15 protein-coding genes are annotated in these 18,495 nt (G+C 44.9%); 1 reads left to right on the forward strand and 14 read right to left on the reverse strand.

The features are described 5' to 3' along the window. Position 1 precedes the first annotated feature (1 nt). The 14 genes from ACJJIB_RS06190 to ACJJIB_RS06255 form a co-directional block, all read right to left on the reverse strand. Positions 2 to 1,543: an NADH-quinone oxidoreductase subunit N gene (locus tag ACJJIB_RS06190; protein ID WP_444888218.1), complete on the reverse strand. Its 1,542-nt coding sequence runs from the start codon at positions 1,541 to 1,543 to the stop codon at positions 2 to 4. Continuing rightward, positions 1,540 to 3,132, reverse strand: a complete 1,593-nt coding sequence (nuoM, locus tag ACJJIB_RS06195; RefSeq protein ID WP_444888219.1) for an NADH-quinone oxidoreductase subunit M — start codon at positions 3,130 to 3,132, stop codon at positions 1,540 to 1,542. The genes ACJJIB_RS06190 and nuoM overlap by 4 nt, the downstream gene beginning before the upstream one ends. Beyond that, complete coding sequence (gene nuoL, locus ACJJIB_RS06200; protein WP_444888220.1) at positions 3,129 to 4,967, reverse strand: NADH-quinone oxidoreductase subunit L; 1,839 nt, start codon at positions 4,965 to 4,967, stop codon at positions 3,129 to 3,131. The genes nuoM and nuoL overlap by 4 nt, the downstream gene beginning before the upstream one ends. A gap of 1 nt (position 4,968) precedes the next feature. Further along, positions 4,969 to 5,286 carry an NADH-quinone oxidoreductase subunit NuoK gene (gene nuoK / locus ACJJIB_RS06205; RefSeq protein WP_435583630.1) on the reverse strand — a complete coding sequence of 106 codons (318 nt, stop codon included), beginning with the start codon at positions 5,284 to 5,286 and terminating at the stop codon, positions 4,969 to 4,971. Further along, complete coding sequence (gene nuoJ / locus ACJJIB_RS06210) at positions 5,276 to 5,800, reverse strand: NADH-quinone oxidoreductase subunit J (protein ID WP_252084839.1); 525 nt, start codon at positions 5,798 to 5,800, stop codon at positions 5,276 to 5,278. The genes nuoK and nuoJ overlap by 11 nt, the downstream gene beginning before the upstream one ends. 166 nt (positions 5,801 to 5,966) lie before the next feature. Continuing rightward, the gene (nuoI, locus tag ACJJIB_RS06215) at positions 5,967 to 6,485 is read right to left on the reverse strand and encodes an NADH-quinone oxidoreductase subunit NuoI (protein ID WP_444885850.1); all 519 of its coding nucleotides are present in this window, start codon (positions 6,483 to 6,485) and stop codon (positions 5,967 to 5,969) included. Between the two features lie 40 nt (positions 6,486 to 6,525). Beyond that, the gene (gene nuoH, locus ACJJIB_RS06220) at positions 6,526 to 7,482 is read right to left on the reverse strand and encodes an NADH-quinone oxidoreductase subunit NuoH (protein ID WP_252084841.1); all 957 of its coding nucleotides are present in this window, start codon (positions 7,480 to 7,482) and stop codon (positions 6,526 to 6,528) included. Positions 7,483 to 7,485: 3 nt separating this feature from the next. Next, the gene (gene nuoG, locus ACJJIB_RS06225; protein ID WP_444888221.1) at positions 7,486 to 10,326 is read right to left on the reverse strand and encodes an NADH-quinone oxidoreductase subunit NuoG; all 2,841 of its coding nucleotides are present in this window, start codon (positions 10,324 to 10,326) and stop codon (positions 7,486 to 7,488) included. Between the two features lie 56 nt (positions 10,327 to 10,382). After that, positions 10,383 to 11,657 carry an NADH-quinone oxidoreductase subunit NuoF gene (nuoF, locus tag ACJJIB_RS06230; protein WP_444888222.1) on the reverse strand — a complete coding sequence of 425 codons (1,275 nt, stop codon included), beginning with the start codon at positions 11,655 to 11,657 and terminating at the stop codon, positions 10,383 to 10,385. After that, positions 11,635 to 12,201, reverse strand: a complete 567-nt coding sequence (gene nuoE, locus ACJJIB_RS06235; RefSeq protein WP_444888223.1) for an NADH-quinone oxidoreductase subunit NuoE — start codon at positions 12,199 to 12,201, stop codon at positions 11,635 to 11,637. The genes nuoF and nuoE overlap by 23 nt, the downstream gene beginning before the upstream one ends. Before the next feature lie 130 nt (positions 12,202 to 12,331). Continuing rightward, positions 12,332 to 14,137, reverse strand: a complete 1,806-nt coding sequence (nuoC, locus tag ACJJIB_RS06240) for an NADH-quinone oxidoreductase subunit C/D (RefSeq protein WP_444888224.1) — start codon at positions 14,135 to 14,137, stop codon at positions 12,332 to 12,334. Positions 14,138 to 14,178: 41 nt separating this feature from the next. After that, entirely contained in the window at positions 14,179 to 14,826 is a 648-nt protein-coding gene (locus tag ACJJIB_RS06245) for a NuoB/complex I 20 kDa subunit family protein (protein ID WP_444885845.1), read from the reverse strand. Positions 14,827 to 14,844: 18 nt separating this feature from the next. Next, on the reverse strand, positions 14,845 to 15,258 hold the full coding sequence (ndhC, locus tag ACJJIB_RS06250) for an NADH-quinone oxidoreductase subunit A (RefSeq protein ID WP_252084847.1): 414 nt from the start codon (positions 15,256 to 15,258) through the stop codon (positions 14,845 to 14,847). A 488-nt stretch (positions 15,259 to 15,746) separates the two neighbouring features. Beyond that, on the reverse strand, positions 15,747 to 16,424 hold the full coding sequence (locus ACJJIB_RS06255) for a DUF3885 domain-containing protein (protein WP_444888225.1): 678 nt from the start codon (positions 16,422 to 16,424) through the stop codon (positions 15,747 to 15,749). A 562-nt stretch (positions 16,425 to 16,986) separates the two neighbouring features. On the opposite strand from ACJJIB_RS06255, the gene ACJJIB_RS06260 reads away from it, so the two are divergent. Then, positions 16,987 to 18,396, forward strand: coding sequence for a YdgA family protein (locus ACJJIB_RS06260; protein WP_444888226.1), 1,410 nt, complete (start codon positions 16,987 to 16,989; stop codon positions 18,394 to 18,396). Positions 18,397 to 18,495: the final 99 nt, after the last annotated feature.

Consider the following 18,495-nt stretch of genomic DNA (forward strand, 5'->3'; position numbering starts at 1 on the left):
TTTATAGTGCATTTATCCAGTTGATCAAGATCTGAGGAAAAATACCGAATACTAACAGAGCCCCCGTCAGTGCCAATAGTAACAGCTGGCCAGATGCAGCAATTTGTACTGTGCCATTAGAGGTTGTATCTAGGGAGCTATCACGTTGTACAAGGGTAAGAAGTAGTCTTAGATAATAGAAAAGTCCCAGAGCACTACCGATAACCACACCCGCTAGAAGCCCCCACATTTCACCCTCAACCCCTGCTGTAAACACGTAGAACTTGCCAATGAAACCAATTGTTAGCGGTATGCCGGCAAGGGAGAGGAGCATGGCAGCGAAACAGCTGGCCAACCAGGGGGAGCGCCAGAGCAACCCCTGATAAAATGCACGCTGATAGGGGTTCTGGCTATCTGAAGTGGGATTTTCAGGGTACTCTCCACTGAGCACTTTTTCTTCAACCGAATCGGCGACCAAGCCCACTATCGCAAAAGCACCTAGGGTAGTAATTATGTAAGCTATCAAGTAATAAATAACGGCCTCTGTGCCAAAGGTGCTTTTTCCTATGATAAAAGCCACAATCAAATAACCGATATGTGCAATTGAAGAGTAGGCTAAAAGGCGTTTGATATTCGACTGCATTAATGCGAGAAGATTTCCTACAATCATACTGGCTATGGCTGCAATAGAAAGCATATCGATTAAAGTTTTGCTGCTGTATAGGTCCAGAGTATTAAAGAAACGTAATAGGAAGCCAATAACCGCTCCTTTGGCTACGGTTGCAATCAAGGCTGTTGTTGGCGTGGGGGCCCCTTGGTAAACATCAGGTGTCCAAATATGAAAGGGCACAAGTGATAATTTAAAAGCCACAGAGATAAGAAATAAAGTAACTCCAGTCGCAAATAGCGTGGAGGTCTGGGATAACTCGGTAATTCGAGAAGCTATGCCAGTAAAGTCTAGCGCGCCAGAAGCGCTATAAATAAGCGCAATACCGAACAGGCCTAATGCAGTGGATAGTGCTGATAGAATTAAATATTTAATGGCTGCTTCAAGGGACTGAAGCTGCTCTCTTTTTGGGGATAGATCGCCAGTTAAGGAAAAACCTAGCATGGGATAAAGAGAGAGGCTAATTAACTCAAGTCCCAAGAAAAATGTTGCAAAATGGCTGGAGAAAATCAGAGTGCAGGCACCAAGCATTGCCAGAAGCAATAAAATATAATATTCCTCTGGATAACTACCAGCTACTCCTTTTGGATCACAGCGTAGACGTAGGTAGTTGAACCCCATAATACTGACGGCAAAGGCGGTTACCAGCAATATAAGTGTGAAAAATAATGCAGTGTAGTCGATCAGGATAAGCTCAGTTACCTGAAGCGAGCTTGTTGCACCAGTCAGTTCATCGGCAACCCAAAAGCAAGAAGCCATGGCAAGCAGTAGAGTGATTAGGGTGGTTACCAATGCTCCCAGGTGCCCACGCCAAAAAGATACCTGTAACAATAGAATAACTATACCTGCACTAAGTATCAGTAGTGGTAGTATTCCAAAAAGTTCCTGTGCACTCATGGGGTGTTATCCTCAACTGAGGTCGGTTTAAGCTTGGGTGAGAGAGTCTGAGATGATAATTGCTCATTTAAGATTTTCTGATCATTTAAAACAGTATCAATTCTTGTTGCGGACCGTTGAACAGTTGGATCGGCAATATCAAAAACTGGTTGTGGGCGTAAACCGATAAAGACTAATAGGACGGCGAGAGTGAGAAGGGCGCTAGATTCCCGTATGCTGAGATCTGTAGCCTCGTGCTCCTGAATCGGCTTTTCCAGTCGCTTGTTCAGTTTTCCAAAGAATACCTTTTGCATCATAAGTAAGGCATAGAGCGCTGCACCAATAAGTCCAACTGCTGCCAGGGCTGTAAGCCAGTGATTACTTCGGAAACTACCTACGAGTACGGTGAACTCAGCAACAAAATTGCCTAAACCAGGTAGGCCCAGAGATGCTACTGCGAAGAAAAGCGCAACGGCGGATAACTTTGGCAATCTGGCCCAAAGACCGCCCAACTGGTGCATATCTCTGGTGTGAAAGCGGTGCTGAATAGCACCCACCAGGGCAAATAAAGCTGCAGTGCTCAAGCCGTGAGCGATCATTTGCATAACAGCTCCTTGAATAGCAATAGTATCAAGGGCATACAAGCCAAGTAACACAAACCCCATATGGCTAACACTGGAATAGGCTACCAACCTCTTCATGTCTCTTTGAGCAAAGGCGAGCATTGCTCCGTAAATAATACTGAGTGCTCCAATAGTCATTGCTACCGGTGCAAATGCTACTGAGCTTTCAGGAAATAGTGGTAGGTTGAAGCGCAACAAGCCATAAGCACCCGTTTTAAGGAGAATGGCGGCCAGCAGGATACTCCCTGCTGTAGGTGCCTGAGTATGTGCGTCTGGTAACCAAGTATGGAAAGGTAAAGCTGGTAATTTAACTATGAAAGCAACAAAAAAACCTAACATTATCCAGTAGGCAATTCCGGGTGATACACGGGCATCTAGCAGGGCATTGTAATTAAAAGTGAGCTGCCCGGTGTTGGTGTAGTGGATATAAACAAGAGCAACTATCGCAATAAGCATTAGAAGACTGCTTGCTTGAGTAAAAATAAAGAACTTGATTGCGGCGTAAATACGTTGCTCATAACCCCATACTGCGATTAAGAACAGCATGGGTATCAGCATTACTTCCCAGAAAAAGAAGAAAAGGAAAAGATCAATAGCGGTAAAGACACCAACAACACCGGCTAAAGTCCATAGGTAATTGAAATAGAAGAAACCTCTGCGAAAATTAATATCATTCCAGGTCATTACTATCCCAAAAATTCCCATTGCCAGTGTCAGTACCAGCATGAGAAAACTTAAGCCATCAATGGCTAAATGGAAGTCAATTCCAAATCTGGGAATCCAGGGTATTTGTAAACTCTCCCACCAAGGCTCCGATGTGCCAACTTCTGTTGAATGAATAAATGTTGAGTAGTTTGTGAGTAATAAGGCGGCAAGTAATAAGCTGATCATACTGATCCAGCGCCCACCAGTTTTAAAATAGCGCTCAGCTAGCCAGGCTAGCACGCCGCCGGCGAACAATATAATAATGATCGTTAAAAGGGTCATAACGCCACCAGAAGTGCGAGGAAAAGAATGGAACCAACGGCGAAGGTAGTTAGGTACCAACGCACTTGTCCATTTTGCGAGGTACTTAGAAGAGCATGCATTTGTCGGCTAATTGTTGCGGTGCCTTTGTAAATGCTATCAATAATATCATTGTGGTTTATTTGAGTAAGAAACTTGAAAGGTCGCACCAGTAGATGATCGTATAACCAATCGAATCCCCAGCCGGAGAACCAGAACTGCAATAGACTTGAACGTTGTTCTCCTGTTCTTTGTTCATGACGGAATAACTTCCAGGCAATGGCAAGGCCTATTAATGGCATTGCAATAGCAGTGCCTTCGATCCAGGGGGAGTGGGCTTCGTCTGGGCGAACACCAAATACGGATTGCAGCGGCGGGGCCAATAAGCCACCAAATAATGCCAACACTGCGAGAATACAGAGAGGTATGCTCATTACAGGGATATTGGCATCTTTACAATGAGTGGAAGCTTGACCTTCTCTTCCCAAAAATACGAGAAATAATACACGGAAACTATAAATTCCGGTTACGAGTGCTCCGAGTATGCCGGCGAGCCACAAGATGTTAATGCCATGGTGATATTCCCAGGCGCTCAATAATATATGGTCTTTACTATAGAATCCCGAGGTGAAGGGAAGTGCAGCGAGGCATGCACATCCAATGGTAAAACAAATAAAAGTAAGTGGTATTTTTCGATAGAGTCCACCCATTGAAAAAACATTTTGTTCATGATGCAGGCTTAAAATTACTGATCCTGCAGATAGGAATAGCAGGGCCTTAAAAAATGCATGAGTCATTAAGTGAAAAATAGCGCCAGACCAAGCACCAACGCCTAAAGCAAGAAACATGTAACCGATCTGACTAATTGTGGAGTAGGCGAGTACTCTTTTTATGTCACTTTGAGCTATTGCACTGAAGCCAGCCAGAAGTAGTGTGAGAGCGCCAACGGCTGCCACAGCGGTCATTGCCACTTCCGATAACATATAAAGAGGATGCATACGGGCAATTAAATATACACCTGCGGTAACCATAGTGGCAGCATGTATCAGGGCACTCACTGGTGTTGGACCAGCCATGGCATCAGGTAGCCAGGTTTGTAGTGGTAATTGTGCCGACTTACCCACGGCACCACCCAGTAAGAGAAGGCACGCTAAAGTGACTATGTCATTGTTTACATCTGGACCGTTTATGGTCGAGACAAGCTCAGGAATGTTTAGTGTTGAGAATTCATAGAAAAGCAGAAACAAGCCGATAGCCATTGCCGTATCACCAATACGGGTGACGATAAAAGCTTTTTGGGCAGCTGCTCCATTGGCTGGATCCTTATACCAAAAACCAATCAGAAGATAGCTGCAGAGTCCAACACCCTCCCAGCCAAGATAAAGTAAGACCAGATTATCAGCCAAAACCAGAATCAACATGGCACAGACAAACAGGTTTAGATAAGCGAAGTAACGGCGGAAATCCAGGTCTTCCCGCATATAGCCCACTGAATAGAGGTGGATAAGAAACCCAACACCAGTGATAATCAGTAACATCACCATGGTTAGCCAGTCCACGTGGAAATTGAAACCTAGTTTCAGGTTGTCCACCAACATCCACGACCATAGAGAAATATTGATTGATTCAGAGGGATTCCCCCAAAATAAAACAATAGCCACAATTATTGTAAATAGAGCAGCCAAGCCAACACTGCCTACGCCGATATAGGCAATCACCTTTTGCGAAGGCTCATCCCGATAAAATAGTGGGATAGCTACCAATGTGAGGAAGCCGATCAGTGGTAAAAGTGGCACCCAAGCCAATAGGCCCTGCATGTTAGCCTCTCAATTCATTTAATTGATCAATATCAACAGTATGCTTGCGATGATAAAATTGCAGAACTAAGGCAAGCGCAATTGCTACTTCAGCTGCCGCAAGAGTGACGACAAATAAGAACATTACCTGACCATCAGCATTCCCCCAATGTGCACCAGCGACTACGAACATCAGTGCTGCAGCATTTGTGCAAATCTCCACACACATCAGCATGAAAATGACATTTCTTCGCATCATTAATCCTGCCAGTCCCAAGCAAAAGAGAATGGCTGCAAGTAGAACACCTGCCTCAAGACCTGGTGCGGTTTCAATTGGCATTATTAGATCCCTCTGAATCAATATTTCTACGACGAGCTAAGTGAAATGCACCAACTAATCCAGCCAGCAATAACATTGAAGCCAACTCTACAGCGAGAACATAGTGGCTAAATAGCGCAATACCTACTTGTTTGGGGCCTATGTAGTGATAGGTTTGACTTGAAGAGATTTGTCCATTACTCACCAATATAATAAGTTGAGCTAATAATAAGGCAGACAATAAAGCCGGGCCGATCCAGGTTCTGGGCTGAAGCCACGCCTGTTCCTGAGCTACAGTGGAATCTCCCTGGTTGAGCATCATAATGACAAAAATAATCAATACCATAATTGCCCCGGCATAAATAATCACTTCTAGAGCAGCAGCAAGAGGGGCTCCAAATTGATAAAAGATGACAGCCACTGCGAGTAGCGATGTCACTAGATAAAGAAGGGCATGTACAGCATTTTTATGAAAAATAACCATGGTTGTGGACGCTACGGCTATTGCAGCTGTCAAATAGAAGATAAGATTCATGCCGTTCGGCTCCCTGGTAATGTGTTAGTCGGTTAGTGATTTTTTTCTCAGCGACTTTTTCTTGTTTAGTGAATTATTTTTGTTGTTTTTAATTATTGTTTTCTTTGCCGGCGACTGTTGGCTTGTTGATGATTGTTGGGGCCAATAATGATGTGTATTTTTAAAGCTATAGATTCAGGCCCTTAACATTAATTGGCTCTGCTTCATTATCTGCCTGGCCCTTATCTTTTCCTTTTATGGCTTTGCCTGCGACCTGATAAAAACTATAGTCGTGATATTTTCCTGGTCCATCGATCAATAGATCTTCCTTTTCATACACCATGTTTTGACGATCGTATTCACACATTTCAAAATCAGGTGTTAATTGGATCGCATAAGTTGGGCATGCATCCTCACAGAGTCCACACATGATGCAGCGCGAAAAATTAATACGGAAATATTCTGGACGCCAACGACCATCAGGATCTTCGGTTTTCTGTAAAGAAATACAATCTGGCGGGCAGGCAACTGCACAGAGATTGCAGGCTACGCAGCGCTCGTCGCCATTGGGATCCCGGCTTAAAATAATTCTCCCACGGTAGCGTGGTGCCAGGTAAGGTTTCTCCTCTGGATACTGAACGGTGACATTACGCCGGAATAGATGTTTAAATATTAACCACATACTGCGAATTTGACTGGCGATCATTTCCGTCCTCCGGCAATACTGTGGGGATGTGATTGAAGGCCTAGGCGATCCATAACAGTACTCCAGCGGTTGCGAGCAGATTAAACAGAGACAAGGGCAACATGACCTTCCAGCCAAATTTCATCAACTGGTCGTATCGAGGACGGGGAAGGGCTGCACGCAATAGAATGAAAATGGCAACCAGAAAAGCTGTTTTTAAGCAGAACCAGATAATAGGAGGGAGTAGAGGGCCATGCCACCCTCCTAGAAATAAAGTGGTGATTAGTGCGGATATCAGAATTACAGCAAGGTATTCACCAACAAAAAACATTCCAAACTTCATACCTGAATACTCAGTATGAAATCCTGCTGTTAATTCATGTTCTGCCTCGGGGAGGTCAAAGGGTGTCCTGCGACTCTCGGCGATACCGGCAATAAAGAAAACAATAAAACCCAGAAACTGGGGCACAATAAACCAGGTGTCCGCCTGGGCATTAACAATATCCCTCAAATTGAAACTACCGGACATCATCACTACACCCATCAGGCTCAATCCCATAAAGACTTCATAGGAGACTGTCTGTGCGGCGGCTCGGAGACCACCTAGTAGCGCATACTTATTATTAGAGGCATAGCCACCAAGGATGATGCTGTAAACGGCAATGGAGCTCATTGCAAGCACAAACAGTAGACCAATATTAAGATCGGCAACCCCAATACTTGGTGACATGGGCACTACGGCAAAAGCAATCAGCATGGTTGCCATAACGACTGTAGGCGCTAGAACAAAGACAGGAATATCGGCAAACCGAGGAATGAAGTCTTCTTTAAAGAACAGCTTAATCATATCGGCAAGAACTTGTAATGTGCCGAAGGGACCCACCCGATTTGGACCTGGCCGATCCTGCCAAAATCCAAGAAGTCGTCTCTCTCCCCAAGTGAGAATAGCTGCGAGTAACACGGTAACGATAAGTACACCGAAAATATTGAGCAGAGTAATCCAGATTGGTGTACTCATGGCTTATTGATCCTCGCTAATCATAGGTGCCACTGCCGGACGTAGAGAGGCATAGCCAGGAATCTGAGGAGCCAGGGTCTCCATTCCCGGTAATCCAAAAGGCACACCAATACACCCATGGGGTATGGTGTTGCAGGGTCTTATTTCTGCTCTATGGGTGTCATTGCTAGTTTCTATATCTACCAGTTCTCCCATAGTCAGAGTGTAGTGAGCTAGGGTATCTGGATGTATCAATATAAATGGACCGTCAATAATTTCAGAGAGAGACATTGATTGGTTACTGAGTTCCTCACTACCAAAGAGGCGATAAATGGGAAGCATCTGTACTTTATTGGAGGTTTCTGATGGATGCTCTAATTCACCACTAGAGGGGAGGTATTCAGAGATAGGTCGTGGAGCTCGTTCAATTCTTTTGCCTGACGGCCCCCCTTTACGCTCACCACCAACTTGTTGTTGAAACTTAAAGATAGATTGATTGGAGTTCCATCCTGGTGACCAAATATTTGCCTGGAGTGGAGTTTTATTGGGATTGTGTATGCCTTCCATACTGAAGCTCATGGGAGCATCAGGATCTTTAATGGGGGGTGTTTCTGAAACATGTTGTTGGGCGTGGATAGCGGTACGCCCACTATAACGGGCACTTTGTCGAGCGATCTTAAGACCATCTATGCGATAGTCTTCATTGGGGCCGAGATCAGCGAGAACCCCCAGTGTCGTGAACTCCTTCGCTATGGCATTACTGAGATTTGTACTGTGCTTCCAGCTGTTGATCACTGAGAGGTTAGCGGACTTCTCAGTACAGAAATCTACAGCATCCACAAGCCAGCGCCAGCTCTCCTGAATGTATCCTTTGCCTTCATAGACTGCATAAAATCGCTGGGCTAAACCATTATTATTTATATAAGTACCCTGTGATTCGGCTGTTGTAGATGCTGGGAAGATCCAGTTGGCTCTTTTGGCGGTAGGCGTAAGTAGAGAATCCATCAGAATAACTTCATCCACTAGAGAAAAAATCTTCTCTGCAGATGGTGTATCCAGTCGCCGATATAGATCATTTTCCAGCACAACAAGACTGGTTGGAATAGTATTCTTTGTTGTTGTCAGTGACTCTAAGAGCTGATCCAGATTGTTATCACTTTCATTAACAAGCTGAATTAATCCCAAGCTGTTAACTTCACCACAGTTTAAATACAGATTAGTGGGTGACTTTTTGTGATCGCTTATTACGCAAGCCAGATTGGCTACGGCGCTTAAAGTGTCGGGATGCCTGCTGGATACTCCGGATATAATCAGTGGATTAATCGCGTTTTCCAGTATTTGAGCCACGTGTCTAATCTGTTTCTGTAGTTCTGAGGTATTTTCAGTTCCCTGGTTGTTAGAATTTTTGATTTCCTCAGTGAGTGCATTAGTAAACTGTACAACTTTTTCTGGTGACTCAAACAGGGTGGTTTTGGCTATATCTGTGAGGTCGGTAAGCTCTGTTCCTATAAAAATAATCGGGCTGGGATCACCCTCTAGTTGTCTTACGGAAGCATCTTGCCACAAAGGAATTTTTAAATTTTGAGCCTGCTTTTTTTGACGATTACGTGCTGCTTGACGCACAGCCAAGGCAATACGGGGCGCCGTGTTATAGATATCTTCACCGATTATCAGAACCGCATCTGCGGATTCTATTTCTGGAGTAGTGGGACTTTTTATTCGTTCGTCAGTCTGTATAGTGTTGATCTGTTGCAATAATTGCTGATCGAGACGGTTTAGCCCAGAAAAGAAATTGTCGGCTCCAACTAGTTGCTGTAGAGCAAAATTATTTTCTATTGATGCTCGGGGAGAGCCAACGCCAATGATCCGGCGAAGTTGACGTTGAGCTGCGGTGACTTGTACCGATAGGTGTAGAACACCATCGCGGGGGTTTACTTTACAGTGAAGTTTATCTTTTGAATCTGCAGTGGAGCTAATAAGCTCCTCATTATGTACACTTAATACCTGATCAATGCGTGTTGAGCCATTGACATATTCGTACCCGAAACGACCTCGATCGCAGAGAAAGTAACCGTTTATATCGTGGTGGAAGAGATTGGTAATACGCCTTAGTACAGGGTCGTTACCATTGCTGGATTCTCTTGCACCAGGTGCAGTGTTACACCCTACTGCACAGTGTTCACAAACCGAAGGCGCTGTTTGTAGATCCCATTTTCTAACAAAATGTGCACTGAATGTTTTATCAGTGAAAACACCAGTAGGGCAGACTTCAACCAAATTTCCGCTGAAGCCATTTTGTAGGCGACCTTCTTCTTGACGACCAAAATAAACCTGATGATTACGACCGAGTGCCTGTAAATCACTCCCTCCAGCATAATCGTTGTAAAACCGTACACAGCGATAGCAAGTAATACACCGATTCATTTCATGATTGATAAATGGACCAAGATATTGATTGCGATGTGTGCGCTTGGTGCCCCTATAGCGGCGCATGGTGTGACCTGACATTTCAGTCATATCCTGCAAGTGACACTCACCACCTTCCTCACAAACTGGACAGTCGTGGGGATGATTGGTCATCAGGTCTTCAATGATACTACCGCGAAATTCTTTTGCTGCCTCGGCATTGACACTGTAGATACCACCATCTCGAACTGGTGTCATACAGCTCATAATTAATCGACCCGATTGGTCTTCACTGTCTTTATATTCGATCATGGCACATTGCCGGCAAGCACCTACCGAGCCCATTTCAGGGTGCCAGCAAAAATAGGGGACATTTAGACCTACAGTCAGACAGCTGCTGAGAAGATTTTGATCGCCATCAACCTGATACTTCTCGCCATCGATCGTTATGGTTGGCATCGTTAATCCATTATTTATTTGATATTATTGGGAGTCCGGCCAATCTCTTTCGCTAGTTATTTATAGGGGCAACAGCCTTTCTTGATATGATCTATATAGTCCTGTTCAAATAGTTTGAGGGAACTCTGAATGGGTTCTGCTGCCCCAGGAGCCAATGCACAGAAAGTTTTACCTGGGGCAATGCGCTTACATTGCTCATGTAGCAATTCAAGGTCTTCGGGCAGACCTTCCCCACTCTCGATTCTTTGCAGAACTTTCACAATCCAGGGCAAGCCATCTCGGCAAGGAGTACACCATCCACAGGATTCGCGCGCAAAAAACTGTGTAAGATTTAGTACCAGTCCAATAGGACAGGTTTTATCATCCAGCACAATAATTGTTCCGGTCCCCATACGGCTACCAGCCTTGCCGATCACGTCATAATCCATAGGGAGATCGAGGTGATCGGGCCCCAGGAAATCGGTAGATCCTCCGCCTGGTAGAAAACCTTTTAGCCGAAGTCCATCTCGCATGCCACCAGCATACTGTTCAATGATTTCACGAATAGGGGTACCCATTGGCAATTCCCAAGTGCCGGGATTTTTGACTTTGCCGCTGACGCCAAATATTTTACTGCCAGCATCCTGTCCGACGCCCAAACCACGGTACCAGTCGACTCCATATGCTACCAAATGAGGTATATTGCAGAAGGTTTCTACATTATTTACAACTGTAGGTTTACCCCATAAGCCACTTACTTGAGGGAATGGTGGTTTAGCTCTGGGGATTGCACGTTGCCCTTCGAGAGCATTGAGAAGCGCTGTCTCTTCACCGCAGATATAATTACCTGCACTGCGATGCACAAAAATCTCCAATGAAAAATCACTATCAAAAATATTTTTTCCGATAAGACCTTGAGATTTTGCTTCCTCTATTGCTCGCTCCAGGCGTTCTGCTGCCAGGTGATATTCCCCGCGAATGAATATGTAACCAATGGATGCGCCTATGGCGTAGGCAGCAATTGCCATCCCTTCTAATAATAAATGTGGATCACGCTCCATAAGGAGGCGGTCTTTGAATGTGCCCGGCTCCATTTCATCTGCGTTGCAGACAACAAACTTTTGCTCAGGGGATCCTTCGCCTCGGGGAACAAAGCTCCACTTCAATCCAGTGTTAAATCCCGCCCCACCGCGTCCACGTAACCCGCCATCTTTGACAAGATTGATAATGTCATCCGGTACCATAGAGTGCGCTTTGCGCCATCCTTGGTAACCATCATTATCCAGGTACCGGGTGATATCTGCTGCGGTATTTTCTTTGGAGATATTTTTAGTGAGAGGATTTGTCAGCATGGATTTGTTTCTTTTTATCGATTAGTTCGTCGATAGCTGATTCATCGAGGTTTCTATACATTTCCTCTCCCAGCATGAGTACAGGCGCTTTATCACAGTCGCCTAAGCAGGGAGCCTCTAGTAGAGTAAATATTCCATCCTTAGTTGTCTGGCCTGGTTCAATTTGTAGACTCTGGCTTATATGTTTTTGTAACTGATCACAGCCCATAACCCAGCAGCTGGCACTTTTACAAAGCAAGATCACTTCTTTCCCAACGGGCTGACGAAAAATCAGTTGAAAATAAGTGGCTACGCTCTCCAGTTGAGCTACAGGCATCTCCAAGTAGTTTGCAATGGCCCGTAGACTACCGTCTGAAATCCAGCCCCGATACTTTTGTACGATTCTAAGTGCTTCTAAACCCACAGAAGATTTTCCCTCATAGTGAGAGGCCTCTTCATCAATTTCTCGCTTTTCCTCATCGGTGAGGGTTTCGGAGAGTTCTTCTGGATCCTTGTTACTTTGCTCCATTACTTCGATCAGTTCCGGTTCTAGTACGCTGGACATTTTCGCCTCCTATGGTCGAATCACGGAGGCATCTAGAAGATGCTACTGCCGCCGGTGGTTACTGCGACATAAGAGCATCGAATCCTGTATTTCATAAATCTCCCCATAATCTAAGCTGAATTTATTGTTGTTATCGGTCAACATCTGCCATCACAAAATCAATACTGGCAATGATTGCAATAAGATCCGCAATTAACAGTCCCCGTGACATAAGTGGAATCATTTGTAAATGTGGGAATGAGGGGGTGCGTATTCTGGTGCGGTATGATGTCGTCCCTCCATCGCTGACAATTTGATAACTGTTGAGACCTTTAGTGGCTTCGATTGGAAAACACACTTCACCGGCGGGCATTACTGGTCCCCAACTGTTATTTACAAAGTGTTGGATGAGGGTTTCTATATCCTGCATAGTGCGCCCCTTTCGTGGAGGCGTCGTCAATGGGTGATCGGATTTATAGGGCCCAGCTGGCATATTTTCCAGGCACTGGCGGATAATACGCAGGCTCTGCCACATTTCATCCACTCGCACGCGACACCGATCAAAACAATCACCACCATCATAGCTGGGAATATCGAATTCAAACTGGTCATAGCCACTGTAAGGGCGTTTTTTACGTAAATCCCATTCAAGCCCGGTTGCGCGCAGACCGGGACCCGTCACTCCCCACTCCAGTGCTTCAGCGGTATTGTAGACGCCGATGCCCCGTGTACGTTTTTGTAGCAGTTTATTTTTGATTACCATCCCGTCGTAATCGCGCAAGCGTTGTGGCATATAGTCGAGAAATTCCCGGACCATCTTTTCCCAACCCTCTGGTAGATCCTGGGCTACACCGCCGATCCGAAACCAGGCCGGATGCATACGCCCACCAGTGATGGCCTCGACTATGCCAAATAGTTTCTCCCGGTCGATAAACATGTAAAAGACTGGGGACATCTGTCCGACGTCCTGAGCAAAGGTGCCGAAAAAGACGAGATGGCTGGAAATGCGGAAAAACTCACACATCATTACACGAATAACCTGGGCACGTTCTGGCACCTGAATTCCAGCGAGTTGCTCCAGAGCCAATACGTAAGGCAGGTTATTCATAACGCCACCCAGGTAATCAATACGATCTGTATAGGGCACATAGGTATGCCAGGCTTGGCGTTCTGCCATTTTTTCTGCGCCGCGATGGTGATAACCAATATCCGGTACCGCATCCACTATTTGTTCACCATCGAGTTGCAGGGCGATGCGAAAAACGCCATGCACACTGGGGTGGTTTGGCCCCAGATTTAGAAACATAAACTCTGAGTCTTCATTGGCACGAGCCATGCCCCAATCTTCAGGACGAAATAATAGTGCCTCTTGCTCCTTACGCTCTTTTTCTTCAGAAAGACTGAAAGGGTCTACTTCTGTGGCGCGCGCATGATGATCTTTGCGCAGGGGATGTCCTTTCCAGGTAGTGGGCATCATAATCCGGCGCAAATGTGGATGCCCTTCGAAATTAATCCCAAAGAGGTCCCAAACCTCCCGCTCATACCAGTTGGCGTTTTGCCAAATATCATCAATTGATGGTACTGAAAGCTTGGATTCGGCCAGAGCGACTTTAATGCGGATAAATAAATTGCGAGTGAAAGATAGGAGTTGGTAGACCAGGGTAAAATCACTAGCTGGCTGCTTTTCTGGACCCTCTCCGCGGTTTATTCGCAAGCGCTCATCTATTGCGCTGAGGTCGTAAAGCATGGCGAATGGACGGGAAATATTCACCTTGAGAAATTGCAATATGGGAATCAGGGACTGGGCATCTACCCATAGAGTGGGCATATCTCCACAATTTGGTTGTAACCAGTAATTGTGCAAATGATATTCCTGGTCGAGATCACGCAGGAATAGCTCAGCCTCCTTGCTATAGGCAGTCTCACTGTGAATACTTTTTGCTATAACGCCTGTCATGAGGGTCCCATTGTTATTGTTTTATTAGAGCGCTTTAAGCTTTAAACCGTATCTGGAGAGCGCAATAGTTCCGTACGCATCCGTTCTTCTCGATGCAAATCCCGCTGGCTTGGTTTGGCTACTTTTCTGGTTCCCTGTTCGTCCACTACCCAACTGAAATTTCTGCGCTCGGCAGCAACGGATTTTTGTAGCAGAGTGAGACCCTGCAGTAATGCTTCTGGGCGTGGGGGGCACCCGGGGACATATACATCTACAGGCAAAAATTTATCGACACCTTGCACCACGCTGTAAATGTCGTACATGCCGCCAGAGTTGGCACAAGAGCCCATGGATATCACCCAGCGAGGCTCGATCATTTGTTCGTAGAGCCGCTGTACCACAGGCGCCATTTTTAGGAATACGGTGCCAGAAATTACAATAAGATCAGCTTGCCGTGGGGTTGCACGAATGACTTCTGCGCCGAAACGGGAGATATCATGGCGGCTGGTAAATGCAGTGGCCATTTCCACATAGCAGCAGGAAAGCCCGAAGTTAAATGGCCAAAGTGAATTAGAGCGTCCCCAGGCGACTAACTCTTCCAACTTGGCGAGTAGAACATTTTTTTGCAGGTCTTCTTCGAATTCCTCGCCACTTGACTTACGGGAGTCAGAGGCGATGACATCATCTGCCTTACTCAGCTGCCAGCGCATGGTATTTTCCTGGTTTCTTTATTGATTATTTTTGCGGCCAATCAAACTTTTTTGTTGTCCGCCCCACTCCAATGCACCCAGGCGCCATAGGTAGATCAGCCCTACCAGTAGGATGACAATAAAGATTGTGGCTTCGATAAAGCCGAGAAGTCCGGTCTCAAAGAAGGCAATTGACCAGCTAAACAGATAAACCGCTTCCAGGTCGAATACAATGAATAAAATGGCAACCAAATAGTAGGCAACTGAAATTCGCAGGCGAGCACTGCCCTGGGAGATAATCCCCGATTCAAAAGGTTCATCTGTTGCGGGATCTCTTCTCTTCTGCCCGAGAAAATAGGAAAGGCTCAGCATCAGGACAATTAGTGCGAGTACAGCAAGGCAATAAACGACAAGAGGCCACACTTCCGGGTTGAGCTGCTCTGGGTAGTTCAACTTCTTTCTCCCCGTTTTTCTTATGGGTCACGCCCGAATTGATTCTTAGTACCGCCGCGAAAATACATGGTATTTTTTTGATAGGAACGATTTCTGGTACAGAAAACGAATGGAATACTTTTGAGTTGCCCTCTACTTCAACGAGGTGCCTGCTAGCTCCCAAAATCCTTGTTTGCTTGTTCACTGTTTATAAGGCTTAGTCCAAGATTACGCCAGTATCACTAAGGAACGTTTAATTCTTATACCTTTACTTTTTATTAGATGGGATTCTGTGATAATTAACGTCAGTGATTGAAAAACTTAATTTTGTGTCAATAAATGGAGATATTTAAGAAATGTATGGCGCAATAAAATAGGTGAGAAGGCGATGCAAGATAGAGAGAGCTGGGATTGGGATTAGTATGGGGAGTGATGCGGAGGATAAATCAGGGGACTGTGCCCCCCGATTTAAGGCGTTAGCCAAAATTCGTGTCCATCATCTCTCTATCCTAGTCGAGAAGGTATGAGTCGAATTTCTTGTATAGCTGAGACAGTATGGCTTTGTTGCCAATAACGTCCATGCCTCGAACATCATAAGGCCAAGCTTCAACTCCTTTAGTTAGATCAAAGAGGTAGATGTTTACTAGCGGACATGGCTTGACGCCTAAGTCTTGTGCCATGCTGCACCAAAGTAGCTTCTTCAGACTTGATTTGGGTAGTCTTATCGCAATTGTATGCCAGTAATCTTCAGTTTCCCCCTCAATCCAGCCTTCATCTACCGCTACACGCTCAAGCCAGTGCTCTTTCTCTTTCACTTTCTTGGGAAATAATCCAATGTTTCTAAGCTCACGAAAAGTGGAGATAGAAGATACTAGGGGTTCGTTACTAAAGATACGGTAACAGGCAACAATCTCCTTATCGATTATTTCTTCACATATTTCGTGAGATTTACGTAATGCTAAATCAAATTGATCGAGCCAATCTCCACCTAAGGAAAGCTCAAAACGAAGACCTCCTTTGTGGGTATAGAACAAAGGTCTTTCGAAAGCTTTTCCGGAAAATTGAGACTGGATAGATTCTCGAATATTCATTGTAGCCTTAACGCCGTCATAACCAGCTGGAGCACATAGTGCAGAGGTCCAGGCAGCTTTGCTGGCAATGGTTGATGGCTTTGGTACACCCAACATGGGCGTGGACTAATGGGGTGAAAGCCCCTGTAGGAAGATCACCTTTAATGGATTCCATTAAATGCTAACTAATAATGAATGGCAACTGTAATACCGCAAGGTCTTGTGGGGAGGAGGTCGATAGAAAAACTACGAGCTGGCCAAGGATACAGAAGCCGGGAGATCTAACGGGTAAAGTAAGTGATGCACTTTAAAGCTGAATGCAGGCAATAATTACAATCACAAATACATGAATTTATACTTTCCGGTTGCCCAGCAAACTGAATCTCAACTTACCAATGGTTACATTTACGCGATCCCTTATAGAATATAAAAGTTTGTACCAATTACAACTAATTACAGCGTTCACATTTTCGGCGAGCAAGGCTTCCCGCCTCCAATATTAAGGACTAGATGTGGTGAGTTTTATTGAGTCCGCTTTACATATTGTTGTTATAGGGGCGTCCGTTTGTAGTTTACACCAAGAAAGAATAAGTATTTATATTTTGGCTTACAGCTGACTGTAAATATGAGATAATAATAGACTTACTTCTCAGCCAATTTGTAGTTTGGATTCGTTTTAATGAAGAAATTATTGAGTGTATTGCTTCCAGCAGCAGTGCTTACTGGTGTTGTTGCACCGAAAATTGCCGGCATTCAACTTGAGTCATCCATTGATGAAATAGTCACTGCCGCAAATGAAAATTCGGCATACACGGTTGAAATAAAAAGCATGGATTCATCCTGGTTTTCAACCCAGACTACCTTTTTGGTAAGCATGGATTTCAATGCTTTCTCGGATGTGTCAGATACCCCTGAACTTGAATCTTTTTCTGTAGAAGTAGATTTCAGTGCTTCCCACGGCCCCTTTCGCTTCGGTGAACATGCCGGTTTCGGATGGCTTGGCTGGACACTAGAAGCTGCCGGTGATCAATTACGTGAACATTTAGTGTGGGCTGAGCAAACGCCTTTTTACCAGCTTCATGGCAATATGAATGTTTTAGGTGGTTATTACTATAACGACAGCATTACGCCATTTACTACTGATATTGAAGATCATAAAGCTCAGTTAACTTTCAGCGGTTTCCAGGGTAACGGGCAATATCAGGATGGGCAACTAACTTACCAGGGGGGTGCCGATAGCCTTACTGTCACTTCTGAGTTAAGGGACGTCAAGGCTGAAAGTTTGACTATGGATATGACCATGGCTTCCTCCTTTAAGGCAATCTTTGAAAGTGCTTTTTATGATTCTGATATAATAATTAACCTTGGTGCCATCAGTTTAAATGATAGAGAACAAAACGAAAATATTGACATTGCTGACTTATATGTGAAGGGCAGTACTGAATTCAACCAAGAAAAACAACTGGGAAATATGCAGGTTGCTTACGGCTCTAAAAAGGTCGACATAGCTGAATTCCATGGTGAAGATTTGGCCCTTGAGATTGAGGTCGCCAATATCAGCCAAGAATTTTGGAAGTCTTATCAGGATTTTGCCTACTCACTCAATACGCTGCCTGCTGAAGAGGCAGGAGCTAAGGCTATGGAGTTTATGAACGCTAATCTGTTATCTTTAGTGGCTGGCGAACCTCAAGTGAATATTACCAGCTTACGTGGTACTTTCCCGCAAGGCAGCTTTAACAGTAACCTTCATACTAGCTTAGTTGGCATTAGCGTGTTACCGGAGCAACCACTAGATCCGGCTTTCTGGCTGTCACATGCCTTAGTTGACGGCAAGCTAAGCGGCGATAAAGCCCTGATTGAATTTATGGCCGTACAAGTGATGAAAGCTCAATTGAAAAATAACCCGCAAACCCAAGGCATGAGTGAAGAGCAGCTGGAGCAAGTAGCTGCTCAACAAGTACCAACCATATTAGCGTCTCTTGAGCAACAAGGTTTGTTAGTATCAAGCAATGACGGCTACAGCTCCAATATCAGCCTGAAAGACAGCGAGTTTAAGGTGAATGAAAAACCTATGCCGCTGCCCCTTTAACGGATATTAGCTGTTTGTGATTGAAGTGGCTTATCTTAAGCCACTTCATACTCCTCTTCTAAGGCTGACGATTTATCGGTTTTTTTGTGTTAACGGTGT

The organism is Microbulbifer mixtoriginis (SeqCode), assembly GCF_052467705.1.